We start from the raw sequence: 22,345 nt of genomic DNA, 5'->3' as shown, positions 1-22,345 counted from the left end.
ACCGGCATGCCCCTCACGGTCCCGGACGCGGCGAGCCATCCGGCGGAGCGGGCGCGGGCCTATGCCGACCTCGCGGACCTGTTGCTGCTCCGGCACAGGGCCACGGGCTTCAGCTTCCTGCCCCGTCAGCCCGTCCACAGCCTGCTCTCCGGGCGGCACGCCTCCCGGCTGCGGGGGCGCGGGCTGAGCTTCGAGGAGCTGCGCGGCTACGTCCAGGGCGACGACACCCGCGCCATCGACTGGCGCGCCACCGCCCGGCTCGCCAAGCCCACCATCCGGGTCTACACCGAGGAGCGCGACCGTCCGGTCGTCCTCCTCATCGATCAGCGGCCGCCGATGTTCTTCGGCAGCCGGCGCGCCACGAAGTCGGTCGCCGCGGCGGAGGCCGCGGCCCTGGCCGCGTGGCGGGTCACCGCGCTGGGCGACCGGGTCGGCGCGGTCGTGCTGTCCTCCTCCGGCATCGCCGAGATCCGCCCGGGATCCCGGGAGCGGGCCGTCCGGCGCATCCTCGACGCGACCATCCGCGCCAACCATCTGCTGCCCGCCCCGGACGGGGGCGCGGACACGCTGGGGCACCTCAACGAGGGCCTGCGCCGGGCCGCCCGCATGGCGCCGCATGACGGCCTCGTCTGCCTCATCTCGGACGGGGCGGGCGCCGACGGCGAGACGGCGGAGCGCGTCACGACGCTGACCGCCCACACCGACGTCGTCGCGGTGTTCGTCTACGACCCGCTGGAGGAGAGCCTGCCCGACCTCGGCCGGGTCGTCGTCGCGGATGGCGAGCGCCGGATCGAGGTCGAGACCGGTTCGCGGGGTTTGCGGGAGCGCTTCGCCCAGGCCTTCGCCGAGCGGCGCAGCCGCCTGGAGGCCTTTTCGCGGAAGCGCGCCATCCCGGTCCTTCCCGTGCGCACGGACCGCGACGTGGCCGAGCAGATCCGGGAGACGCTCGGCCGGCGCCGGGACGGCGGGCGCCGGAGCGCCTCCGGGACGGGAGGGCCGATGCGATGAATCCGGATCCCGCGAGCCTTGAGAACCTGCGCGACCTCGTTCTGCCGGCGCCGGTCCCCTGGTGGCCGCCGGCGCCCGGCTGGTGGATCCTGGCCGCCGGCCTGGCCGCCGCCGCCGTCGTGGCGGGCTCGCGGGCTTGGTGGCGCTACCGCGCGAACGCCTATCGCCGCGAGGCGTGGCGGCAGCTCGACGGCATCGAGCGCCGCATCGATGCCGGCCTGTGCGCGGGTGCGGCGACCGACCTCGCCGCCGTGCTGAAGCGGACGGCGCTCGCGGCCTTCCCGCGTGCCGAGGTGGCCTCCCTGACCGGGCCGGCCTGGCTCGGGTTCCTCGACCGCACGGGCCGCACCAAGGCCTTCACCGAGGGCGCCGCCCGCTGGGTCGGCCGATGGGCCTTCGTCGGCGATCAGCCCGTTCCCGCCCCGCACCTGAAGGCGGCGCTCCGGGAGGCCCGCGCCTGGGTCAGGGCGCATGATGGGCCGGACCCATGCTGACCTTCGCCTATCCGTGGACCGCCCTCCTCCTGCCGCTGCCGTGGCTCGTGGCCCGCCTGGCGCCGCCGCGGGCCGAGCGGCGCGCCGGCCTGCGGGTGCCGTTCTTCGACGAGCTGGCCGCCCTCACGGGCGCGCGCCCGCAGCACGGCGCCGTCGTCGCGAGCCGGGCCCGGTGGCGCCGGGGCGTGCTCGTCGCCTGCTGGCTCCTCACGCTCGCCGCGCTCGCGCGCCCGCAGCGGATCGAGGCGGCGCTCCATCGCGATCTGCCGACGCGCGACCTTCTCCTGCTGGTCGACCTGTCGGGCTCGATGGATGCGCGCGACTTCCGCGACGCCGCCGGCCGGCCCACCGACCGGCTGACGGCGGTGAAGGAGGTCCTCGACGGGTTCCTGGCGCGCCGCCAGGGCGACCGGGTCGGCGTCGTGGTGTTCGGCGACGCGCCCTTCGTCCTCGTTCCCTTCACCACCGACCTGACGCTCTGCCGAGCGCTCGTCCGGGAGACCGCGGTGGGCATGGCCGGGCCGCGGACGGTGCTCGGCGACGCCATCGGCCTCGGCATCACGCTGTTCGACCGATCCGGCGCGCGGGCCCGGACGATCATCGCCCTGACGGACGGGAACGACACGGCGAGCCGCGTTCCGCCGGCGGAGGCGGCCCGCATCGCCCGGGACAGGGGCATCACCATCCACACCGTGGCCATCGGCGATCCGGCGGCCGTGGGCGAGGAGAAGCTCGACGAGGCAGCCCTGCGGGAGGTGGCGGCGACCACCGGCGGCGGCTTCTCGCGCGCCCGTGATCGCGACGCGCTCGCGGGCATCTACCGCCGCCTCGACGCCATCGAGACCCGCCGCATCGAGACCGTCTCGGTCCGCCCGCGGACCGACCTCTACTGGCTGCCCCTCGGCCTCGCGCTCCTCCTCGGCCTCGGTGCCCAGGCCCTCGGCCTGATGCTGGCCGTCCGGCCGGCGCCCGTCCCACGCGGGGGCGCGGCATGACGGGCGCGCTCGCCGATTTCCACTTCCTGCGGCCCTGGGCCCTCCTGCTGCTGGCCCCGGCCGCGGCCCTGGGGTGGCTGACCCGCGGGCAGGCCGAGACCACGACACGCTGGCGGGCGGTGATCGCGCCGGACCTGCTCCCCCTGCTCACCGCCTCGGGCGGGGAGCGGAGCCGGATCACGCCGGCCACCATGCTGGCGGTTCTCTGGGGGCTCGGGACCATCGCGGTCGCCGGACCGACCTGGGCGCGCGAGCCGGCCCCCTTCGCCGCGCCGCCGCCGCCGGTCATGCTCGTCCTCCGGGTGACGCCGTCCATGCAGGCGACGGACGTGGCGCCGAGCCGGGCGGAGCGCGCCCGGCAGAAGCTCTCGGACCTGCTGGCCCTGCGCGAGGGCGCGGCGGCGGGCCTCGTCGCCTATAGCGGCTCCGCCCATCTCGTTCTGCCGCCGACGCCGGACAAGGCCGTTCTCGTGTCGATGCTCCAGGCCATGGCGCCGGCCGTGATGCCGGTGGAGGGCGACCGGCTCGCGGAGGCGGTGGCCCTGGCGGCCCGGACGCTGGCGGGCGGGGGCGAGGGTGGTTCAATCCTGATCCTCGCCGATGCGGTTGAGCCGAGTCAGGGCGATCTGCTGCGGGCGGCGGGTGGCGCTGGCGGCCCGCCGGCGATGCTGTGGGCGATGGTTCCCGCCGCTCAGGCCTCGCTCGCGCTCGGCGACGCAGCGGCCGCCCTCGAAGCGAGCCTCGTGCCGCTCTCGGCCGACGATGCGGATGTCCGGCGGATCGCCCGTCGCCTCGACACGGCCCGGGCCGCCGCCAGGGACCCGGCCAGCGAGCGCTGGGCGGAAACGGGCTACTGGCTGACGCCGCTGCTCGCTGCTCTTGTGGCGGCTTGGTTCCGGCGCGGCTGGGTTCTGGCGAGCTGAGGGGCAGTCCGATGGCCTTCCGCAGCTTCGCCTTCCTATTCGGGCATCTCGGCGATGCGGCGCGTGCGCATCCCTACGGCGTCGTTGCGGCTTCGACAGCCTTGTGGCTGGGGCTCGGCGCCGCCCGGGTCGGCCCTGCGGCCCTGTTCGCCTCGCCGGACCAGCAAGGGCGCTGGCACTTCGACCGTGGCGCATACCAAGAGGCGGCGGCCACCTTCGCGAACCCGCTCTGGCGTGGCGTCGCCCTGTTCCGGGCCGGGGAGTTCAAGCAGGCTGCACAGGTGCTCGGCGGTCTCGACAGCGCTGAAGCGGCCTACGACCAGGGCAACGCCCTCGTCATGCTCGGCCAATACGATCAGGCGGCCGAACGATACTCGCGCGCGCTGGAGCTCCGCCCGGAATGGCCCGACGCCGAGGCCAACCGCACCCTGGCGCACCTGCGCGCCGCACGGATGAGGACGGAGGGCGGGGACGACGGCGACACCGAGTCAATCCCTGACCAGATTGTCTACGACAGGACGAAGAAGAACGCCGGCCAGGGCGAGGAAACAGAGGTGGCTGGCGGCGCGCCCATGAGCGACGAGGCGGCCCGGGCCCTGTGGCTGCGCCGTGTCCAGACCCGTCCGGCCGACTTCCTGCGGGCCAAGTTCTTCTACCAGCTGCAGAACGCCCCTGCGGCCTCTCCCGGGGAGCCTTCGCGATGAGGCGGCCCGGGCTCCTCCTCACCGTGGCCATCGCCTGCTCTCCGGCCGCGGCCGAGGAGGCCGGCGGCGTGGTCGTCCGTCAGAGCCTGCGGCCCGCGAGCGCGGTCATCGGCCAGCGCGTGGCGGTGATCGTCGACGTCCTCTTCCCCGGCGAGATGCCGGCCCCGCCGCAGGTGCAGTTGCCCGAGGTTCCGGGCGCGCAGGTGTTCCGGTTCGAGAGCCAGGGGACGACGCTCCACGACCGCGTGAACGCAAGCCCGTATGCCGGCCAGCGCTTCGAGTTCGCCCTGTTCGCCCGCCGCGGCGGGACCCTGACCGTCCCGCCGGCCAGGGTGACCCTGCTCGACCGGGGACGGGAGACGATCGGGACCGCGGCGGGACAGCCCGCCACGCTGGCGGTCCGGGTTCCCCCGGGCGTCGACGCCTCGGGGCCCGTGGTCGCCACCGCCCGGCTCAGCCTCGACCAAAGCTGGGCGCCAGCCCCGGCGCAGCTCCTCCGGGCCGGCGATGCCCTGACGCGGACGATCATCCGCGAGGCGGAGGACGTGCCCGCCCTCGCGATGCAGGACCTGCGCGGCGCAACGCCGGAGGGCGTGCGGGCCTATGCCGATCCGCCCGATGCCGACGACCGCAGCAACCGGGGCACCCTGACCGGACGGCGGGTCGACCGGATCACCTACGTGTTCGAGCGGGCCGGAGAGTTCCGGCTGCCCACGCTCGGCCAGCCCTGGTGGGACCTCGACGCGCGGGTCCTGCGCACCGCCGAAGCCATCGGGGCGCGCGTCCAGGTTCAGGCCCCGCCGGCGGATGCCGCATCGCCCGTCTTCGGGGAGGCGCGCCGGTTGTCCTGGCCCGCCTCCGCCCTCGGGCTGGTGGCGCTCGCGGCCCTTCTCTGGGCCGGCCGACGGAGCGCCGGCCCCCTCCTCCGGTGGATGCGGGCGCGGCGGCAGGCGGAGCCGGCGACGTTCCGGAGCCTCCAACGGGAATGCCGCGGGGCGCGGCCCGGGCCGACCTACGCCGCCCTGCGCCGCTGGCGGGCCCGCCTCAGGGAGACGGTCGGCGACAGCCGCATGCCCGAGGCCGCCATCGATGCCGCGGCGAGCCGGCTCGCCGCCAGCCTGTTCGACGGGGCACGCTCCGCGCCCTGGACGATCCGGGAGGCAGGGCGGCTCGCCGTGCGGCTCGGCGCCTTGCGCAAGGCGGCCCTGTCGCGGCCGGCGGCACGGCGCGGGGCGCGGCTGCCGCCGCTCAACCCGGCCGTGCCGCCGGCCGCGACCACCCAGCGGTCACCATGAGCGTTCGATGGCGGGATGCCACCAGGCCGGCTTGCCGGCCAGCGGCCGCTCGCGGTGACTGGTTGATCCATGTCATACGGTTTCCGGATGATCGCTTCGCGATGCGGAAACCGGCCTCGCTCAGACGCCGCGCGGGCTCGTGATACGATTTCCGAAAGTGATCTTCCGGAAACCGTATCAAACCGCAAGATCGGCCGAGCGCGTCATGTCCGCGAGGGCCTAGCCGGGATCGGACGAGGCGGCTCCGACCAATTAGCGGCCCAGAGGTGAACCGGAACCCTGAGGCGCACGAACCAGCGCCCACGACGGCATCGCAGCTACGCCGCACGGCGGACCTCACCCCCGACACGGCCACGGTGACACAGCGTCACCGCACGAGCCGGTGGAAGTGAAGAAAAAACTTTATGCAACAGAAGCTTAGAAGGATCTGGCGGAGAGAGAGGGATTCGAACCCTCGATACGGTTGCCCGTATACACGCGTTCCAGGCGTGCGCCTTCAACCACTCGGCCACCTCTCCATCCCGTCGATGCGGCCGTGTCACACGGTCACCGATGAGATGCCGTCCTCTAGCGGGGTGCGCGGGCGGGCGCAAGCTTCCGTTCGAGCGGAATCGCTCCCGAGCGCCCGCGCCTGTGGCGGATCGGCCACCCCGGCCCGGCCCCGTGCGCGGCGACGGCGCGCTGCGGACTGGACAAGGCCGCCCCGCCGCCCGACCTTGGGAGGAGCCTCGCTCCAGGGCGGGACAGCCGCGGGCAGCGGCGGGGGACGGCCGCGGCCTGCAACCGGCGCGGGCCGTCCTCGTTTGGTCCATCGGCCAGCGCAGCGCCGGACCGATGAACGACGCAAGATCAGCCTGCCCTCCGCATGGAGCGCCCGCCGGGCGTGCCGGCCGGGCGGGCCGAGCCGCGTGAGGGAGTTGATTGTGGGGAACGAGAGCGTGAGCGGACCGGGCGAACGGCCCGTGGTGCTGGTGGTGGAGGACGAGGCTCTCACCATCATGGATCTGAGCGACGTGCTCGAAGATGCCGGCTTCGAGACGGTCCAATCGGCCTCCGCGGAGCGCGCCATCAGCCTCCTCGACAGCCGGCCGGACATCGTCGCGCTCATCACGGATGTCGAGCTCTCGGGCAAGACCGACGGGTTCGATCTCGCGCGGAACGCCGTCCAGATGCGGCCCGGGCTCCCGGTCGTGATCGTCTCCGGTCGCGCCAAGCCGGATCCCGACCGCATGCCCACGGGCGCGCAGTTCGTCGCACGTCCCTGCCGCGGCGACGACATCCTGGAGGTCCTCCGGACCGTGATGGACCGCCGGTGAGACCCGGCGCGGTCGCGCTACAGCATTCCGCCGGCCTTGAGCGCCCGCAGTCGCGCGGCGCCCTCGCGGCCTTCCGGGCGCAGGGGAGTCAAGCGCCGCTCGATGCCGTCGAGGGCGCGGATCTGGAGCCGCATCGCGTGGCGCAGGGCCTCGATCCGGGCATGAAGCTCCCGCGCATCCGCCAGCGGATCGTAGCAATCGGTCGGGGGGGACGGGCTGTTCGGCATGGGCGCATTCGGCGCGCGCATGGTTAAGCCGTCGTTAAAAGGCGCCGCGCCGTCCCGTCCGACGGCGCGGCGCCGTTCCACCCCCGCCCCGTGCGGCGACGGCGCGCGTTCCCCATCTGTGGGGAACGAAGGATCGACCCGGATGCCGCTCCCGACGTTGCGCACTTCACCCGCCGGCCCCTCGCCCGACCGTCCCGTGCCGCGCTGCATCGTCCGGGGCGTCGCCCTGGTCGCGGTCGCGGCCACTCTGCTGGCGGCCGCCCCCGCCGTACTGCCGGGGGCCTGGAGCGCGTGGCAGCTGCGCGCAGCGGCGGAGGATCCGGCCGCCCTCTCCGCACTCCGGCTGCGGAGCGCCGCCACGCCCGAGCGCCTCGCGCACGAATTCGATGCGGCCCTCGCCGCCGGCGATGCGGAGCTGGCCCAGAGCCTCGCGGCCGTCGCCGAGGCGGAGGGCACGCCCCTTGCGCCCGAGCGGCGCGCCGCCCTCGCCGCCTCGCAAGGAGAAGCCTCCCGCCGCGCCGTCGCCGATGCCGCGCAGGGCTTCGTCACAGGCCGGGGCGAGGGCTGGCCGGGACTGGCCGGCGCGCTCGCGGGCGACCTCGTCGGCTACGGCGACCTGCGCGACCTCTGGACGGAGGGGCGCAAGCTCATGCGCCGGGAGCCCTACGACGAGACCCTGCTCGGCCTCTCGGCGGTCGGCCTCGCGCTCACCGGGATCACCGTGGCCTCCCTCGGCGGCGGGGCCGGCGCGAGCGTGCCCGCCCATGCGGGCACCACGGCCCTCAAGCTCGCCACCCGCACCGGGCGCCTCTCCAAGCCGCTCCAGGCGACCGTGATGCGCGGCACGCGGGGGCTCGTCGAACCCCGCGCCGTCGAGGGCACGCTCGCCGCCCTCGGCCGCCTCGATCTCGGCGGCGCCAAGACGGCAATCCGCTCGGCCCTGCGGCCCGGTGCGCGCCGCACCCTCGGCCGTCTCGGCGAGGAGGCCGCCGCGCTCCACGCCCGCCTCGGGACGCGGGGAACGCTGCAGGCCCTGTCGGTGGCCGAGAGCGCCGACGACCTGCGCCGCGCCGGCCGGGTCGCCGAGCGGTTCGGCGCGCGCAGCCGCGGCGTCCTCGCCCTGCTCGGACGCGGGGCGCTGGTGCTGGGATCGGCCGCGCTGACGCTCCTGCAGGCCCTCTGGCTCGGCCTCGCGTGGTTCATCGGCGCCGCCCTGTTCTGCCGCCGGCTCGGAACCACCCTCGGCCGCTGGATCTGGGGCCGTCCCCTACCCCGCTGCGGCCGATCGGAAAGCCGATGCGATGACCGCGAGCGCGCCGCGCAGGCGGGGCGCCGCCGGTCGCGCGTGCAGGACCACGTCGGAGGACGGCAGCGGCGGCAGGCCGAGGCGGTCCCCGACTTCGAGCGCGCCTGAGGGAGCGGTCCGGCGCGCCAGGGCGGCCACCGCCAGGCCCGCCGTCACGGCGGCCCCGACCGCCAGCACCCCGCCGCCGACGAACACCTCCGTCCACGGCAGCCCTGCCCGGTCGAGGAGCCGGATCGCCGTCGCCCGCACGCCGCAAGGTGCCGCGAGGCTCGCGAGACGCAGCGGCGCGCCGTCCCGGTGGCGGAAATCCGGTGCGGCGAACCAGCCGAACGGATCGGTGCAGAGACGCGTGCCGTCCCGGCGGTCGTCGTGGGCACGCACGATCACCGCGTCGAAGGCGCCGCGATCGAAGGCCGCGGTCAGGTCCGCCGAGGCGGCGATCCGGATCTCCACCACGAGACCCGGATCATGCGCGGAGAGCCGCGCGACGAGGCCCGGCAGTTCGGGGCCTGCGACATGGTCGCTGATGCCGAGGGCGAGCCGCGCCAGGGGCCGGGGCTCCAGATCGGCCAGGGCCCGTTCCTGCGCGGCGAGGAGATCGCGGGCGGCCGGCAGGAAGGTCTCGCCGCGCTCCGAGAGCCGGACCTGCCGCGGCGTGCGGTCGACCAGCCGGCAGCCGAGCCGCTCCTCCAGGCGCTTCAGCTTCAGACTGACGGCGGCCTGGGTGGTGTCGAGCCAAGCCGCCGCGCGGGTGAAGCTGCCGAGATCGGCCACCAGCACGAAGGCCTGGACGGTATCGAGGTCGAGCGGGCGCGGTGCATTCATAACGACATCTTATCATAACTATCGAGCGCCATATGTGTTCGTGATGGTGCCTGCGTGGCAAGACCGATCCCGCTCCGCAACGGGAGGTTCGCCATGCTGGTCATGCACTACAGTCACCGGCTTCCAGCCGATTACGCGATGGATCGCATCCGCGAGCGGGTCGCGGCCCGCGGCGCCCTCTGGGACGCGGTCCCGGGGCTCGGCTTCAAGGCCTTCTCAACCCGCGAGCGCGGGCGCTTCGGCGCCGAGGACAACGGCTACGCATCGTTCTATCTCTGGCGCGACGCCGTGGCGGCGGGCGCCTTCCTCACCGACGACCGCTTCGAGGCGGTGCAGGCGGGCTTCGGGCGGCCGGATGTCCGGATCCTGCTGCCCCTGGCCGTGCGGGTGGTCGAGCGCGCGGCGGTCCGCGCCCTGCATCACGGCGTGGCGCCGATCCCGCCCGGCACCGACCTCGCCACCCTCCGCCGCGAGGAGGCGGCGCGCGCGGCGGATGCCGTCGCGGCAGGCGCGGCGGCGGCCGTGTCGGCCCTCGATCCGGCCCGCTGGCAGGTGGAGCGCCTGATCCTCGCGGCCGAGCCGGATCCCGACGCGCCGGGCCGGCTGCATCAGGTGCTGCACCTCGCGCGCCCGGGCTGGGCCGCCTTCGCCGGGGAGGTCTGACGATGCCGCTGACCCGCATCTCCCTTCGGGCCGGACGCGACGCAGCGTGGCAGCGCGCCCTGGTCATGGGGATCGACGCCGCGCTCCGCGAGACCTTCGCCGTTCCCGAGGACGACCGCTTCATGCTGATCCACGAGCACGCGGCGGAGACCTTCGTCTACGGCGCCACCTATCTCGACATCCCGCGCAGCGACGATCTCGTGATCATCCAGATCACCTGCAACGACACCCGCAGCACGGCACAGAAGCGCGCCCTGTTCCGGGCCATCGCGGATCGCCTCGCCCGCGACCCGGGCCTGCGCCCGGAGGACGTGCTGATCAGCTTGATCGAGGTGAAGCCGGAGAACTGGTCCCTGGGCCGCGGCGCGATGCAGTATGGCCCGACGTGACGCCGTGGCGGCTCGAATTCGCCACCCTCGCTCCTGGTCCTGAGCCACCAGGGCGAGGTGCTGGGCGCAGACTGCCGCTCATGCGGCCGCGCCGTCCGCCGACGACCCGTTCACCAACGAGCCCGGCCGGGGCATCCCCCGGCCGGGCCCTGCGGGCGATCGTCGATCACCCGGCGATGCGGCGATGTCCGCCGCGCTCAGCGACGGTCGGTCTCGACCGGGCGGCGGGCCGGGGGCAGCTCGTCCTCGATGCCCATGTGGCGCTCGCGCGTGGTGCCGGCGAGGCCGTCGCGTTCGGCCGCCGCGTCCATCGCCCGGGCGGCCGGCGGCGGACCCTCCGCATAGGGCGATCCGCCCGTCGGAATGCCCGCGCCGGTGGTGAGGCCGGTGGTCGTCGAGCCGGCCGCGCCGATCGCGGTGCTGCCGATCTCGCCGCCCGCCACCGTGGCGGGGTTGCTGTAGGAGCCGGTGGGATCGGTGCGCCCGGTCCAGCCCTCGTTGCGCCAGCCCTGCGCGCGCTGGTCCATATCGATCGAGCCGTGCTCGCGCAGGATGCCCGCCACCCGATCGGCGGTGGCGTCATCGGCGCGCACCGTCACCAGGGTGCCGCCGCGCCGTACGCCCTCGGCGTAGCTGTGCGCCTCCTCCTCGCTGAGGCCGGCGCCGGTCAGCGAGCCGATGATCCCGCCCGCCGCGGCGCCGATGCCCGCGCCGGCCAGGGTCGAGACGAGCCAGCCCGCCGCCACCACCGGGCCGACGCCCGGGATCGCCAGCAGGCCGAGGCCGGTGAGCAGGCCGGCCCCGCCGCCGAGCACGGTGCCGACGCTCGCGCCCGCCCCGGCCCCGTCCGAGGCCTTGTGGGCGGTGTCGCCGTCGCCGGTCGTCGCGTGGCGCGAGTAGCGGTCGCCCTCGTTGCCGGCGACGATGCTGATGTCCGAATGCGGCACGCCGGCCGCCTCCACCTTCCGCACGGCGGCGGCGGCGTCATCGTAGGAATCGAACAGGGCCGAAAGGGTTCGGGTCGCCATGGGGCGCTCCATCCTGTGAGAGGTCGGGAAGGGTGAGGCTTTCGTCGATCAGGCCGCGCCGACTCAGGGCGGCCGGTCACTGCATGACGGCGACGTTGCCCTTGAAGTCGAGGCCGACCTGGACGGACTTGCCGGATTGCATCGCGCTGCCGCGCCAGATGCCCTGATCGTCCTTCTTGAGGTCCTTGATCTCGGAGAAGCCGGACTTCTCCAGGCGGCTGCGGGCCTGCCCCTCGGTGAAGCTGTTGGCGCCGGGCTCGAGCTTGGCGTTGGTCAGCGTGCCGGTGGTGCTGGGATTGGTCTTGTCGACCGTGTCGGTGTTCGGCCGGGTCACGGCCTCCTGACCCTGGGAGTGGGTGCTGGGCTTGGCATCGCGCGCCGGATCGCCGGTCACGGTGGTCTGGGCCTGCGCGATCCCGGCCCCGAGCAGGCTCAGGGTCGCGACGGTGATCAGGGTGGTGCGCATGGTCTCCTCGACGTTTGCCTGTTTGGATACCGTCTCAATCGTTACGCCGTCGCTTGGTTCCGCTTCTTTCGCCGGCTCCCGCAACGCAAGATCATCGTTGCCGGGCACTATTCCAAACTTGACCGTCCCGGTTCCGGACCTTTGCTTCATTTTTGTTGCGGCACGGCGGCGGTGCGATCTCTTATTGCTGCAAGGCAGCGAAGAGCAGGCCCGCTTGACCGTGGGATGATTGATCCGGCTTCAGCGTGATGCGGCGGCGCGGGAGGCGGCAGAGGGGGCGCCTTAACGGATCCTTCACCATGAACCCGGCAGATCTTGCCGGGTCGACGAGGGTGCGAGGACCGATGAGCGAGGCGAAGGCGACGGGGCTCGACGCGGTGCGCGCCTTCGCGATGCCGACCCGCGCCGGCCTCGTCGGCCTGACCAAGCGCAGCGACCTCGTGCTCGCCATCGCGGTGATGGGCATCCTCACGGTGCTCATCTTCCCGCTGCCGGCGCTGCTGCTCGATCTCCTGCTCGCCGTCTCGATCATCCTCTCCGTGCTGATCCTGATGACGGGCCTGTTCATCGAGAACCCGCTCGAATTCACGGTCTTCCCGACGGTGCTGCTCATCGCCACGATGCTGCGGCTCGCCCTCAACCTCGCCTCGACGCGCCTCATCCTCGGCCACGGCCACGAGGGAACGGCGGCGGCGGGACAGGTGATCGAGGCCTTCGGCCACTTCGTGATGGGCGGCAACTTCCTGATCGGGATCATCGTCTTCGCGATCCTGATCATCGTGAACTTCGTGGTGATCACGAAGGGCTCGGGCCGCATCGCCGAGGTGGCGGCCCGCTTCAGCCTCGATGCCATGCCGGGCAAGCAGATGGCCATCGACGCGGATCTCTCCGCCGGGCTCATCGACGAGAAGACCGCGCGGGCGCGCCGGGGGGCCCTGGAGGAGGAGAGCGCCTTCTTCGGCGCCATGGACGGCGCCTCGAAATTCGTGCGCGGCGACGCGATCGCCGCCCTCCTCATCACGGCGATCAACGTGGTGGGCGGCATCATCATCGGCACGATGCAGCAGGGCATGGGCTTCGCCGCCGCCGCCCATTCCTACACGCTGCTCACGGTCGGCGACGGCCTCGTGAGCCAGGTGCCGGCGCTCATCGTCTCCACCGCGGCGGGCCTGCTCGTCTCGAAGGCGGGCGTGCGCGGGGCCGCCGACCGGGCGCTGGGCCGCCAGATCGCCAACTACCCCAAGGCGCTCGGCATGTCGGCGGCGGTGATGCTGCTGATCGCGCTCCTGCCCGGCATCCCGATGCTGCCCTTCCTGTTCCTGGCGGGGGGCGCGGCCTTCCTGGCGCGGCGCATCGCCCGGATGCCGAAGCCCGTCGATCCCGACGCACCGGCCGCCGCGGCCCCGGCCGGCGCGGCCAAGGAGGAGACCGTCTCGGACCTCCTGCGGCTCGACGACCTCAAGCTCGAAGTGGGCTACGCGCTCCTCGCCCTCGTCAACGGACCCGGCGGCCAGGACCGGCTCACCGAGCAGATCAGGGCCCTGCGCCGCCAGCTCGCGGCGGAACTCGGCTTCGTGATGCCCTCGGTGCGGATCCTCGACAACGTCCAGCTCGACGCCAACACCTACATCATCCGGGTCAAGGAGATCGAAGCGGGCACCGGACAGGTCTTCCCGGGCCAGTTCATGGCCATGGACCCGATGGGGGGCCAAGTGCAGCTCCCCGGCCAGCACCTCTTGGAGCCGACCTTCGGGCTGCCGGCCACCTGGATCGACGCGGCCCTGCGCGATCAGGCGCAGCTGCGCGGCTACACGGTGGTGGATGCCGCGACCGTGGTCTCCACCCACCTCACCGAGGTGATCAAGGCCCACGTGGCGGAACTCCTCAACCACGTGGAGGTGCAGAAGCTCCTCAAGGAACTGCCCAAGGAGCACGGCGACCTCCTCCGGGAGATCGTGCCGAGCCAGATCGCCACCACGGGCATCCAGCGGGTGCTGCAATACCTCCTCGCCGAGCGCGTCTCGATCCGCGACCTCGGCACCATCGTGGAGGGCATCGCGGAGGTGGCCGGGCACGTGAAGAACCCGCGCGACATCGTGGAGCACGTGCGCGCCCGGCTCGGCCGCCAGATCTGCGCCCAGTACCAGGGGCCGGGCGGGGTCCTCCCGATCATCACCCTCTCGCCGGCCTGGGAGAGCGCCTTCCTCGAATCGATCATCGGCCAGGGCGACGAGCGCCACCTCGCCATGCAGCCGTCGCGGCTGTCGGAATTCGTCACCACGGTGCGGGACCGCTTCGAGGACGCCGCCCGCCTCGGCGAGATGCCGGTGCTGGTCACCTCGGTCCAGGCGCGGCCCTTCGTGCGCTCGATCATCGAGCGTTTCCGCCGCGAGACGCCGGTGATGAGCCAGGCCGAGATCCACCCGCGGGCGCGGCTGAAGACGGTGGGATCGGTCTGAGCGCCTGGCGTCCGGATCCGTCGACCCCGGGAGGCGCCGGCCGCACGAAGCGCTCGCCTTCCCCATCGTGACGGCATATCTCGGCTCCATGGCACACGACCACGCGCACCATGACCACGGCGGCCACAGTCACGGCCATCACGGGCACAGCCATCACGGTCACGGCCATCACGGGCACGTCCACGCCCCGGCCGAGTTCGGGCGCGCCTTCGCGATCGGCATCGCCCTCAATACGGGCTTCGTGCTCATCGAGGCGCTGTTCGGGATCCTGAGCGGCTCGATGGCCCTGCTCGCCGATGCGGGGCACAACCTGTCGGACGTGCTCGGCCTCGTCGTGGCCTGGGCGGCGGCGGTGCTCGGCCGTCGGGCCCCCTCGCCGCGCTTCACCTACGGCCTGCGCGGCTCGTCCATCCTGGCGGCCCTGTTCAACGCCGTGTTCCTGCTCGTCGCGGTGGGCGCCATCACCTGGGAGGCGATCCTGCGCTTCGCGGATCCGCCCCCGGTGGCCGAGACGACGGTGATCGTCGTCGCCCTCGTCGGCATCGCCGTCAACGGCCTCACCGCGTGGCTCTTCGCCTCCGGCCGCAAGGACGACCTCAACATCCGCGGCGCCTACCTGCACATGGTGGCGGATGCGGCGGTCTCGGCGGGCGTCGTGGTGGCGGCCATCGTCATCATGCTGACGGGCTGGAACTGGCTCGACCCGCTGGTCAGCCTCGTGATCGTGGCGGTGATCGTGGCCGGCACCTGGGGGCTCCTGCGCGACAGCGTGACGATGTCCCTCGCCGCCGTGCCGCCGGGCATCGATCCCGCCGCGGTGCGCCGCTGCCTCGCCGAGCGGCCCGGCGTCGTCGAGGTCCACGACCTGCACGTCTGGTCGATGAGCACCACCGAGACGGCGCTCACCGCGCATCTCGTGATGCCGTCAGGGCATCCGGGCAACGCCTTCCTGGCCGAGTGCGGGCAGGTGCTGCGCGAACGCTTCGGCATCGCCCACGCGACCCTGCAGGTGGAACTCGCGGGCGGTCCGGCCTGCACGCTCGCGCCCGATCACGTCGTATAATACGCCTTCCGGACGATCACTTCCGGAAAGCGTGGCACCAGCCCGCGCGGCGCAGGGCTCCGCGCACGCCTGAGCGAAGCCGGTTTTCGCATGGCGAGAGCGATGGCGCAGCGATCGCCAGGCGATCAACCGGAAACCGTACGCGGATTCATCCCTTCCGCAGCCAGAGACTCGTCTCGAAGGCTCCCGGCACGAGCGGCAGCCCCGCGAGCGGGCCGGCATCGAGCCAGCCGGTGCGCGTGGCGACGTAGCGGCTCGCGAAATCGAGGGCGAAGGCGCCGCCCTGGATGAGCGCGCCCACCGCCACCTGCTCGTTGTAGCCCCGCCACGCCCATTCCAGCGGGTAGGCGTCCGGCAGGAAGACGTCGTGCAGGTGGACGAGGACGCCCGGGGCGAGGCGCGGCAGCACGTCGAGGAGCAGGCGGTCGACGTCGGTGCCCGGCATCGCCACGTGGCTCGAATCGATGAAGAGGATGTCCCCGCGCTCCAGGGCCGCCGCGCCGGCGACGTCGCCGGGGCCGAACAGGCGCGCCTCGTGGCGCAGCCGCGGCGAGGCCGGGAGCGGCGCCCGGGGCTGCGGGTCGATGCAGGTGATCGCGGTCGGCAGCCCGCCATCGGCGACGGCCTGGGCCATGAAGCGGGTCGAATGGCCCGAGCCGATCTCGATGATGCGCCGGGGCCGCTCCTGGCGCACCAGCGCGTAGGCGATGGCGGCGTCCAGGCGGGGGAACCAGTCCTGCGTGAACCGGGCCGGACGGGGACCCAGCAGGCCGGGCCCTTCCGCGGCGATCCGACCGAGATCGGCCGCCAGCGCGGCGGCCCCGTCGAGGCGGGAGCGGAAGGTCGGCAGGGCCGCCCGGAACAGCGCGTCGAGGGCCGGGTAGCCCTCCGGGCGCGCCGCGGCGGCGTGCCGGTAGGGAATGAGGAACCCGCCGGCCGGGAGACCGGCGAGGGCCGCCAGCGCGGCTTGCGCCCGGCGCAGCCGCGCCCGCACCGTCAACCGACCTTGCGGACCGGCTCGGCCGGGAGGTCCGGCTTGATGCCGGGGCCGTCGACAGGCGCGGCGGGAACGGCCGGGGGCACCTGCGCCTTGCCGCGGATCGCCGCGGCGAGACGGCCGCGCTCGAACAGCAGCACCACCACGATCGCCATGGCGAAGGGCAGGAGCAGGTAGAACAGGCGGAAGATCAGCACGGCGGCGAGCACGTCGACCTTCGGCAGGTCGGGCATGGCGGTGATGAAGACGAGTTCGAACACGCCGAGCCCGCCGGGCGCGTGCGAGGCGAGCGCGGCCGAGAACGAGGCCAGGAACACCGCCAGCACCACGAGGAAGCCCGGATTCCCGGCCTCCGGCAGGGCGAAGTAGATGATGCCGGCCGCGCCGAGCAGCTCCAGCGGCGCCGCGATGAGCTGGCGCAGCATCACGTTCGGGCGCGGATAGGCGAGCTTGAAGCTGCGGATCGTCAGCGGCTTCAGATGCAGGACCGAGCCGATGACGTAGAGCGCGACCACGCCGAGCAGGCCGGCCCCGAGGATGCGCGCCGTGGCGGGATTCGTCATCACGGCGGGCAGGATGCCGGTGAGGCGCGCCAGCAGGTCGGGCTGCAGGGTCAGCACGAGGCCGCCGAGCAGCATGGTGCCGAGGCCGAAGGTGAAGGAGCAGAGCGCCACCAGCACCGCGACCTGCGCGGCCGAGAGGCCCTTCGACGTGTAGGCCCGGTAGCGCACCAGGGCGCCCGAGAACACCGAGGCGCCGATGTTGTGCGACAGTGCGTAGGTCGTGAAGGAGCACAGGGACACGAAGAGCCAGGAGATGCCCTTCACGCCGAGATGGATCAGCGCGATCCGGTCGTACCAGGCGAGCGCGCCGTAGGCGACCAGGGTCGAGAGGGCGGCGAGCGCGTAGCGGTGGGGCGGGATCGCCTTCAGGCTCGCCTCGACATCGGCGATGGAGAGCCCCTGGAGCTGATGCCAGAGCAGGTAGATCGAGACCACGACGGCCGCGAGGCCGATGAGCGGCCAGATGAACTCACGTAACTTCTTCATGGCGATATCCGTCCGCACTCCCGATCGGCGCGTTTGATGCCCGAGCCCACCCGCGGCCGCAAGGACGCCCCGCCGGCCGGGCGCCCTCCTTTCACGCGATCATGACGCTTTCGTGCCCGCGCGGCGATCAGAGGCCGCGCTCGTCCATCCAGTCGAGCATCAGGCGGGCGACGCTCTCGGCTCCGTGATCGAGCTGCAGGAAATGAGCGATGTCCGGCACCGTATGGTGCGCGGCGCCGTGATAGAGCGCCGTGCGCCACGTCGTCGCCGGCCAGATCATCCGGTCCTGCGCCCCGCCGACCACCAGCGCCGGCAGGCCCGCGAAGGCGGCGGAGCGCATCGGCGCGGGCCAGTGCGCCTCGGCGAGCGCCAGCGGGCTCTCGGCGGACATCCGCGCCGCGTAGCGGCGGGCCCGCTCCAGCGGCAGCCCCTCCGAGAACAGCCAGTGCCGGAAGAGCGCCATCGCGGGCTCGCGGCCGGGCAGGATCGACCCGGCGAAGGCCTCCAGCCAGAAACCCGGATCGGTGAGCGCGATGCGCGCCCCCACCAGGGCGAGGCCGTCCGGCGGGATGGGGGCGAGGAGGATGAGGCCGCGCAGCGGCACCTGCCCGATCAGGCGCTGCGCCAGCAGGCCGCCCAGGGAATGGCCGACGAGGACCGGCGGCTCGCCGCAATGCCGCACGGCGGCGCGCACGTCGTCGAGGTAGTCGCCGAGGGAGGCCTCGCGCAGGTGCCGCTTGCCCTGGCTGCCGCCGTGGCCGCGCAGGCTCACCGCCGCCACCCGCCGGCCGCGCCGGGACAGATGCGGCAGGAAGATCTCCTGCCAGATCCAGGCGGCGCCGAACGCCCCGTGCACGAAGAGCAGCGGCGCGCCGCGGGGCTGGCCGAGGGGCCGGGCCTCGATCCATTCGAGGGCCGGACCGTCGGCGCGGGCGATCATCCCGGCCGTGACGGCCCCGTCCGGCCCGGGCGCGACCGGGAAGCGCTGCGCCCCGGCGCCGTCGTCCTGCGTCACCATCCCGCTCCCTCACCATCGGCCGCCTGCGGACAGCGCCGCGCCGGGCCGGGCGTCGGGCGCTGTCGCAGGGTCAAGCCGACCCGTCCCCACTCGATCCGACGCAGCTTGGGCGAGGCTTGCAAGGCAGCCGCGCCCGCGTCACGACGAGGCATGACGACACTCAACCTCGACGGTCTCACGCCCGTTCCGGACACGCACGTCGCCGCGATCGTGACATCGCTGGAGATGCGGGCCCGCCCCGCCCTGCCGGAGACGGACGGATCTCCCCTCCCCCTCGACGCCATCGGCGCCGACCTGCCGCGCTACCGGGCCCTGTTCGCGCGGATCGGAACGCCCTGGCTGTGGTTCAGCCGGCGGCGGATCGACGACGCGGCCTTGGCCGCGATCCTCGGCGATCCGGCCGTGACGGCCTGGGCCTGGCGCGAGGACGGGCAGGACCTCGGCCTGCTCGAACTCGACGAGCGGGTCCCCGGCGAGGTCGAGATCGCGTTCTTCGGGCTCGCGCCCGGGGCGATCGGGCGCGGGATCGGGCGGCGGATGATGACGGAGGCCCTGCGCCGCGCGTGGTCGCGGCCGGTGCGGCGCGTCTGGGTGCATACCTGCACCTTCGACCACCCGGGGGCGGTCACGTTCTACGAGCGGTCCGGCTTTCGCGCCTTCGCGCGGCAGATCGAGGTCGTACCGGATCCGCGTCTGGCCGGACACCTGCCGCGCGAGGCCGCGCCGCACGTGCCCGTCCTGGCCTGAAGGCCCCCGAGGTCAGGCGCGGGCGCGGGCGAGCCCGATCGCGTCCATCTCGGCCTGGTCGCGGGCCGTCTCGGCGGCGCGCTCGGCCGAGCGCTCGCGGTCGTCCAGGATCTCGACCTTCTTCAGCTCCTCGAAGGCGTCCGCGAGAGCCGCCTTGGCCTCGGCCAGCTGCACGTCGAGGTCGCTCGCCGAGCGGCGGATGTTGTCGCGGCGCTGGGCGGCGGCGCGCGCGTAGGTGGGATAGGCGAAATGAGCCGGATCGTTGATCCCGGCCCGCTGCTCCTCCTGCGCGATCTCGCGCTCAAGTTCCGCCGCCATGCGGGCGAAATCCGCGATCATCATCTCGATCTGAGCGACGCGGCGGCGCTTCTCGTCCACCTGGAAGCGTCGCAACCGGATGAGCGTGTCCCGCGATTTCATCGTGCTCCCACTCCACGCCGTCGGGCGGCGATGCCGCCCTTTACTGCCCGAGCGCCACGCGGTGCGGGCGCCGCCGCGAGGCGAGACCTCGCGTCGGACGTCGGCTGCGTGCCGGCTCAGGGCCCGCCGACGATCGCCGCCAGGCGGAGATATCCTTCGCCGAGGGAGGTTGCTTCTTCCTTACTCTGCCCCAGAAAAGCCTCCAGATCGGGCATCAGGGCCACCGCTTCGTCCACTTCCGCAGAGGAGCCTGACCGATAGGCACCCAGACGGATGAGTTCTTCCATGTCCGCGTAGGTCGACATCAGTCGCCGGGCGCGCTGGACCACGGGCAGGAAGGCCGGATCGCAGGAACGCGGCATGGTGCGGGAGACCGAACGCAGCACGTTGATGGCCGGGTAGCGCCCGCGCTCGGCGATGCGCCGCTCCATCACGATGTGACCGTCGAGGATGCCCCGCACCGCGTCCGCCACGGGCTCGTTGTGGTCGTCGCCCTCGACCAGCACCGTGAACAGGCCCGAGATCGCCCCCTCCCCCGTCCCCGGCCCGGCCCGTTCGAGCAGGCGCGGCAGCTCGCCGAACACGGTCGGCGTGTAGCCCTTGGCGGTGGGCGGCTCGCCCGCCGCGAGGCCGACGTCGCGCTGGGCCATGGCGAAGCGGGTGATCGAGTCGATCATGCACAGCACCTGGGCGCCCGCATCGCGAAAATGCTCGGCGAGCGCCAGGGTGACGTAGGCCGCGTTGCGGCGCATCAGCGCCGGCTCGTCGGAGGTCGCCACCACCACCACCGAGCGCGCGAGACCCTCGGGCCCGAGATCGTCCTGCAGGAATTCCTGCACCTCCCGCCCGCGCTCGCCGACGAGGCCGATCACCGCCACGTCCGAGGCCGCCCCCCGGGCGAGCATGGACAGGAGCACGGACTTGCCGACGCCCGACCCCGCGAAGATGCCCATGCGCTGGCCCCGGCACATGGTCAGGAAGGTGTTGATGCAGCGCACCCCGAGATCGAGAGGCGGGCCGACCCGGCGGCGGGCATGGGCCGGCGGCGGATCGGCCTGGAGCGGGTAGGCCACGGGCCCCGGCGGCAGCGGGCCGAGGCCGTCGATCGGCCGGCCGAGGGCGTCCACCACGCGCCCGAGCCAGCCGCGCGACGGCCGGATCGCCCCCGCGCTCTCCGCCCGCACCCGGGCCGGGCAGCCGCGCCGTACGCCCTGGAGCGAGCCGAACGGCATCGCGAGGGCGTGCGCCCCCGAGAAGCCGATGATCTCGCAGGGGATGGTCGTCTCCCCGCTCCCGCGCGCCTCGACCACGATGTCGAGCCGGCCGCCGAGCCGCATCGCCGCGACGGGACCCGCCACCTCGATCAGGAGGCCGCGGATCGCCACCACGCGGCCGAACACCTCCAGCCCCTCGATGCCGTCGAGCGCCGCGCGGGCCGCCGCGAAGCGCCCCGATTGTCCCGTCCCGTCGATCACCAGCGCCCCCGCGGCTCGGCCCCGAAATCGTTTCGCCGTCCCCCGCAATTTGTGCGAGCCGCCGCGGCGACGCCAGCGCGCGAACGCGCTATCACCCTGTGCAGGGCCGTTCCGCGGGGCGATCGCATCAACCTTCCGTTTACCCGTCTCCTTAACACTGCCTCGAACCGGACGAGCGGCGCCCGGCCGGCGGAAATCCGGCAGCGTGTCGCGAATGTCACATCGGCAACGAAGATCAGTGAATGGAGTCGGTTAGCCCGGCTTCCCACCAACGAAACGAGACCGCGGCAGGGCCGGAGAACGGAACGGAACGACAACGCGCAACGGGTTGGCGGATGTGATGGATCCGAAGCGCTTGCGGGACGGAATCAGGCTTTGTTAACGCTTTGGGCATAGCGTCGCGAGTCGAATGCAGACGGGCGTCCGCCACGGGCCGGTGGCGGATGGGCGGCGGGTGTTTGCCTCACCCTCATGGGCCAGGGCTTGGGGACTGAGATGCGCGTACTTCTGATCGAGGACGACAGCGCCACGGCGCAGAGCATCGAGTTGATGCTCAAGTCCGAGAACTTCAACACCTACACCACCGACCTCGGCGAGGAGGGCGTCGATCTCGGCAAGCTGTACGACTACGACATCATCCTCCTCGACCTGAACCTGCCCGACATGTCGGGTTACGAGGTGCTCCGCAGCCTGCGGGTCGCCAAGGTGAAGACGCCGATCCTGATCCTGTCCGGCATGGCCGGGATCGAGGACAAGGTGAAGGGTCTCGGCTTCGGCGCCGACGACTATCTGACCAAGCCGTTCCACAAGGACGAGCTGGTCGCGCGCATCCACGCGATCGTGCGCCGCTCGAAGGGCCACGCCCAGTCGGTGATCACCACGGGCGACCTGATCGTGAACCTCGATCAGAAGACCGTCGAGGTCTCGGGCGCCCGGGTCCACCTGACCGGCAAGGAGTACCAGATGCTGGAACTCCTCTCGCTCCGGAAAGGCACCACGCTCACCAAGGAGATGTTCCTCAACCATCTCTACGGCGGCATGGACGAGCCCGAACTGAAGATCATCGACGTCTTCATCTGCAAGCTTCGCAAGAAGCTCGCCAATGCCAGCCAGGGCAAGAACTACATCGAGACGGTGTGGGGCCGCGGCTACGTGCTGCGCGAGCCGAACGACGACGAGGACCGCATCGCGGTGTGATCCCGAACGCGGCCGGCGGCGAACCCGCCGGCGCGTCCTCTCCGAATTCACGCGCGGACCGGCCGGTCCGCGGCGACGGGTGCGCTCTCGCCCCGAGGGTGAGGCCCTGGAGGCCGTCGTCGCCCGGGCGCGCGATCCTGCGCATCCAGAGACATCCGCGAGCGAGCCGATCGCCACGGCGACGCCCCGTGCGGCGATCGTCGGCGCGGAGAAACATCCCCGGCGAGCCCCCCGCGACCGGGAAGGCCCTGCCCGCGAGGGGCCGCGGCAGCCGCACCGTG

22 protein-coding genes and 1 tRNA gene are annotated in these 22,345 nt (G+C 73.1%); 13 read left to right on the top strand and 10 right to left on the bottom strand.

Annotated features, from left to right (window positions below; translation table 11 throughout):
• Window positions 1–6: 6 nt before the first annotated feature.
• From ACE101_RS05580 to ACE101_RS05555, 6 genes are read left to right on the top strand one after another with little or no spacing between them, the layout of a single operon-like run.
• Window positions 7–1,008, top strand: coding sequence for a DUF58 domain-containing protein (locus ACE101_RS05580; RefSeq protein ID WP_379126632.1), 1,002 nt, complete (start codon window positions 7–9; stop codon window positions 1,006–1,008).
• Window positions 1,005–1,502: a DUF4381 domain-containing protein gene (locus ACE101_RS05575; protein ID WP_379126630.1), complete on the top strand. Its 498-nt coding sequence runs from the start codon at window positions 1,005–1,007 to the stop codon at window positions 1,500–1,502. The genes ACE101_RS05580 and ACE101_RS05575 overlap by 4 nt, the downstream gene beginning before the upstream one ends.
• Complete coding sequence (locus ACE101_RS05570) at window positions 1,496–2,497, top strand: VWA domain-containing protein (protein ID WP_379126628.1); 1,002 nt, start codon at window positions 1,496–1,498, stop codon at window positions 2,495–2,497. The genes ACE101_RS05575 and ACE101_RS05570 overlap by 7 nt, the downstream gene beginning before the upstream one ends.
• Window positions 2,494–3,420, top strand: a complete 927-nt coding sequence (locus ACE101_RS05565; RefSeq protein WP_379126627.1) for a VWA domain-containing protein — start codon at window positions 2,494–2,496, stop codon at window positions 3,418–3,420. Before ACE101_RS05570 ends, ACE101_RS05565 begins: the two co-directional genes overlap by 4 nt.
• Window positions 3,421–3,431: 11 nt before the next feature.
• Complete coding sequence (locus tag ACE101_RS05560) at window positions 3,432–4,124, top strand: tetratricopeptide repeat protein (RefSeq protein WP_379126625.1); 693 nt, start codon at window positions 3,432–3,434, stop codon at window positions 4,122–4,124.
• Window positions 4,121–5,419 carry a hypothetical protein gene (locus tag ACE101_RS05555; RefSeq protein ID WP_379126623.1) on the top strand — a complete coding sequence of 433 codons (1,299 nt, stop codon included), beginning with the start codon at window positions 4,121–4,123 and terminating at the stop codon, window positions 5,417–5,419. The genes ACE101_RS05560 and ACE101_RS05555 overlap by 4 nt, the downstream gene beginning before the upstream one ends.
• Before the next feature lie 428 nt (window positions 5,420–5,847).
• On the opposite strand, the gene ACE101_RS05550 is transcribed toward ACE101_RS05555, so the two are convergent.
• Window positions 5,848–5,937, bottom strand: a tRNA-Ser gene (locus tag ACE101_RS05550).
• 420 nt (window positions 5,938–6,357) lie between these two features.
• Between ACE101_RS05550 and ACE101_RS05545 the strand changes: the two genes are divergently transcribed.
• Window positions 6,358–6,735: a response regulator gene (locus tag ACE101_RS05545; RefSeq protein ID WP_379126621.1), complete on the top strand. Its 378-nt coding sequence runs from the start codon at window positions 6,358–6,360 to the stop codon at window positions 6,733–6,735.
• A gap of 17 nt (window positions 6,736–6,752) precedes the next feature.
• On the opposite strand, the gene ACE101_RS05540 is transcribed toward ACE101_RS05545, so the two are convergent.
• Together ACE101_RS05540 and ACE101_RS05535 are read right to left on the bottom strand one after the other, a co-directional pair.
• Window positions 6,753–6,962, bottom strand: coding sequence for a hypothetical protein (locus ACE101_RS05540; protein ID WP_379126619.1), 210 nt, complete (start codon window positions 6,960–6,962; stop codon window positions 6,753–6,755).
• A gap of 1,267 nt (window positions 6,963–8,229) precedes the next feature.
• Complete coding sequence (locus ACE101_RS05535; protein ID WP_379126617.1) at window positions 8,230–9,093, bottom strand: LysR family transcriptional regulator; 864 nt, start codon at window positions 9,091–9,093, stop codon at window positions 8,230–8,232.
• A 93-nt stretch (window positions 9,094–9,186) separates the two neighbouring features.
• Here ACE101_RS05535 and ACE101_RS05530 point away from each other — a divergent pair, with 93 nt between their 5' ends.
• Together ACE101_RS05530 and ACE101_RS05525 are read left to right on the top strand one after the other, a co-directional pair.
• Entirely contained in the window at window positions 9,187–9,756 is a 570-nt protein-coding gene (locus ACE101_RS05530) for a DUF4865 family protein (protein ID WP_379126615.1), read from the top strand.
• 2 nt (window positions 9,757–9,758) lie between these two features.
• Window positions 9,759–10,145: a tautomerase family protein gene (locus ACE101_RS05525; protein ID WP_379126613.1), complete on the top strand. Its 387-nt coding sequence runs from the start codon at window positions 9,759–9,761 to the stop codon at window positions 10,143–10,145.
• A 197-nt stretch (window positions 10,146–10,342) separates the two neighbouring features.
• Here ACE101_RS05525 and ACE101_RS05520 read toward each other — a convergent pair whose 3' ends face one another.
• Both ACE101_RS05520 and ACE101_RS05515 read right to left on the bottom strand, forming a co-directional pair.
• Window positions 10,343–11,173, bottom strand: coding sequence for a hypothetical protein (locus tag ACE101_RS05520; protein ID WP_379126611.1), 831 nt, complete (start codon window positions 11,171–11,173; stop codon window positions 10,343–10,345).
• 76 nt (window positions 11,174–11,249) lie between these two features.
• The gene (locus ACE101_RS05515; protein ID WP_379126609.1) at window positions 11,250–11,639 is read right to left on the bottom strand and encodes a hypothetical protein; all 390 of its coding nucleotides are present in this window, start codon (window positions 11,637–11,639) and stop codon (window positions 11,250–11,252) included.
• 344 nt (window positions 11,640–11,983) lie between these two features.
• Here ACE101_RS05515 and flhA point away from each other — a divergent pair, with 344 nt between their 5' ends.
• Window positions 11,984–14,098 (top strand): flagellar biosynthesis protein FlhA, encoded by a 2,115-nt coding sequence (gene flhA / locus ACE101_RS05510; protein WP_379126607.1) that lies wholly within the window; start codon window positions 11,984–11,986, stop codon window positions 14,096–14,098.
• Between the two features lie 88 nt (window positions 14,099–14,186).
• Window positions 14,187–15,161 (top strand): cation diffusion facilitator family transporter, encoded by a 975-nt coding sequence (locus ACE101_RS05505; protein ID WP_379126605.1) that lies wholly within the window; start codon window positions 14,187–14,189, stop codon window positions 15,159–15,161.
• A 148-nt stretch (window positions 15,162–15,309) separates the two neighbouring features.
• Here the strand turns inward: ACE101_RS05505 and ACE101_RS05500 are convergent, their stop codons facing one another.
• The 3 genes from ACE101_RS05500 to ACE101_RS05490 form a co-directional block, all read right to left on the bottom strand.
• Complete coding sequence (locus tag ACE101_RS05500) at window positions 15,310–16,155, bottom strand: class I SAM-dependent methyltransferase (RefSeq protein ID WP_379126604.1); 846 nt, start codon at window positions 16,153–16,155, stop codon at window positions 15,310–15,312.
• Window positions 16,156–16,157: 2 nt separating this feature from the next.
• Complete coding sequence (locus tag ACE101_RS05495) at window positions 16,158–17,207, bottom strand: lysylphosphatidylglycerol synthase domain-containing protein (protein WP_379126602.1); 1,050 nt, start codon at window positions 17,205–17,207, stop codon at window positions 16,158–16,160.
• A gap of 127 nt (window positions 17,208–17,334) precedes the next feature.
• Window positions 17,335–18,225 carry an alpha/beta hydrolase gene (locus tag ACE101_RS05490; RefSeq protein ID WP_379126600.1) on the bottom strand — a complete coding sequence of 297 codons (891 nt, stop codon included), beginning with the start codon at window positions 18,223–18,225 and terminating at the stop codon, window positions 17,335–17,337.
• A gap of 150 nt (window positions 18,226–18,375) precedes the next feature.
• Here ACE101_RS05490 and ACE101_RS05485 point away from each other — a divergent pair, with 150 nt between their 5' ends.
• Window positions 18,376–18,972 carry a GNAT family N-acetyltransferase gene (locus ACE101_RS05485; protein ID WP_379126598.1) on the top strand — a complete coding sequence of 199 codons (597 nt, stop codon included), beginning with the start codon at window positions 18,376–18,378 and terminating at the stop codon, window positions 18,970–18,972.
• Window positions 18,973–18,984: 12 nt separating this feature from the next.
• Here the strand turns inward: ACE101_RS05485 and fliJ are convergent, their stop codons facing one another.
• Window positions 18,985–19,392 carry a flagellar export protein FliJ gene (gene fliJ, locus ACE101_RS05480; protein WP_379126596.1) on the bottom strand — a complete coding sequence of 136 codons (408 nt, stop codon included), beginning with the start codon at window positions 19,390–19,392 and terminating at the stop codon, window positions 18,985–18,987.
• Window positions 19,393–19,508: 116 nt separating this feature from the next.
• Complete coding sequence (fliI, locus tag ACE101_RS05475) at window positions 19,509–20,870, bottom strand: flagellar protein export ATPase FliI (RefSeq protein WP_379138495.1); 1,362 nt, start codon at window positions 20,868–20,870, stop codon at window positions 19,509–19,511.
• Between the two features lie 492 nt (window positions 20,871–21,362).
• On the opposite strand from fliI, the gene ctrA reads away from it, so the two are divergent.
• The gene (gene ctrA, locus ACE101_RS05470) at window positions 21,363–22,064 is read left to right on the top strand and encodes a response regulator transcription factor CtrA (RefSeq protein ID WP_379126594.1); all 702 of its coding nucleotides are present in this window, start codon (window positions 21,363–21,365) and stop codon (window positions 22,062–22,064) included.
• Window positions 22,065–22,345 lie beyond the last annotated feature (281 nt).

This window comes from Methylobacterium carpenticola, assembly GCF_042748905.1.
GTDB classification, from domain to species: Bacteria; Pseudomonadota; Alphaproteobacteria; order Rhizobiales; family Beijerinckiaceae; genus Methylobacterium; species Methylobacterium carpenticola.
Note: the sequence above shows the minus strand (reverse complement) of the source record. Positions and strands in the feature narration are given on the sequence as shown.

Coding starts and splice junctions, on each gene's coding strand:
- ACE101_RS05560 (WP_379126625.1), top strand. CDS start 3,432: ATGGCCTTCCGCAGCTTCGCCTTCCTATTCGGGCATCTCGGCGATGCG.
- flhA (WP_379126607.1), top strand. CDS start 11,984: ATGAGCGAGGCGAAGGCGACGGGGCTCGACGCGGTGCGCGCCTTCGCG.
- ACE101_RS05535 (WP_379126617.1), bottom strand. CDS start 9,093: ATGAATGCACCGCGCCCGCTCGACCTCGATACCGTCCAGGCCTTCGTG.
- ACE101_RS05515 (WP_379126609.1), bottom strand. CDS start 11,639: ATGCGCACCACCCTGATCACCGTCGCGACCCTGAGCCTGCTCGGGGCC.
- ACE101_RS05520 (WP_379126611.1), bottom strand. CDS start 11,173: ATGGCGACCCGAACCCTTTCGGCCCTGTTCGATTCCTACGATGACGCC.
- ACE101_RS05525 (WP_379126613.1), top strand. CDS start 9,759: ATGCCGCTGACCCGCATCTCCCTTCGGGCCGGACGCGACGCAGCGTGG.
- ACE101_RS05580 (WP_379126632.1), top strand. CDS start 7: ATGCCCCTCACGGTCCCGGACGCGGCGAGCCATCCGGCGGAGCGGGCG.
- ACE101_RS05555 (WP_379126623.1), top strand. CDS start 4,121: ATGAGGCGGCCCGGGCTCCTCCTCACCGTGGCCATCGCCTGCTCTCCG.
- ACE101_RS05540 (WP_379126619.1), bottom strand. CDS start 6,962: ATGCCGAACAGCCCGTCCCCCCCGACCGATTGCTACGATCCGCTGGCG.
- ACE101_RS05490 (WP_379126600.1), bottom strand. CDS start 18,225: ATGGTGACGCAGGACGACGGCGCCGGGGCGCAGCGCTTCCCGGTCGCG.
- ACE101_RS05575 (WP_379126630.1), top strand. CDS start 1,005: ATGAATCCGGATCCCGCGAGCCTTGAGAACCTGCGCGACCTCGTTCTG.
- ACE101_RS05530 (WP_379126615.1), top strand. CDS start 9,187: ATGCTGGTCATGCACTACAGTCACCGGCTTCCAGCCGATTACGCGATG.
- ACE101_RS05565 (WP_379126627.1), top strand. CDS start 2,494: ATGACGGGCGCGCTCGCCGATTTCCACTTCCTGCGGCCCTGGGCCCTC.
- ctrA (WP_379126594.1), top strand. CDS start 21,363: ATGCGCGTACTTCTGATCGAGGACGACAGCGCCACGGCGCAGAGCATC.
- ACE101_RS05570 (WP_379126628.1), top strand. CDS start 1,496: ATGCTGACCTTCGCCTATCCGTGGACCGCCCTCCTCCTGCCGCTGCCG.
- ACE101_RS05505 (WP_379126605.1), top strand. CDS start 14,187: ATGGCACACGACCACGCGCACCATGACCACGGCGGCCACAGTCACGGC.
- fliJ (WP_379126596.1), bottom strand. CDS start 19,392: ATGAAATCGCGGGACACGCTCATCCGGTTGCGACGCTTCCAGGTGGAC.
- ACE101_RS05485 (WP_379126598.1), top strand. CDS start 18,376: ATGACGACACTCAACCTCGACGGTCTCACGCCCGTTCCGGACACGCAC.
- ACE101_RS05495 (WP_379126602.1), bottom strand. CDS start 17,207: ATGAAGAAGTTACGTGAGTTCATCTGGCCGCTCATCGGCCTCGCGGCC.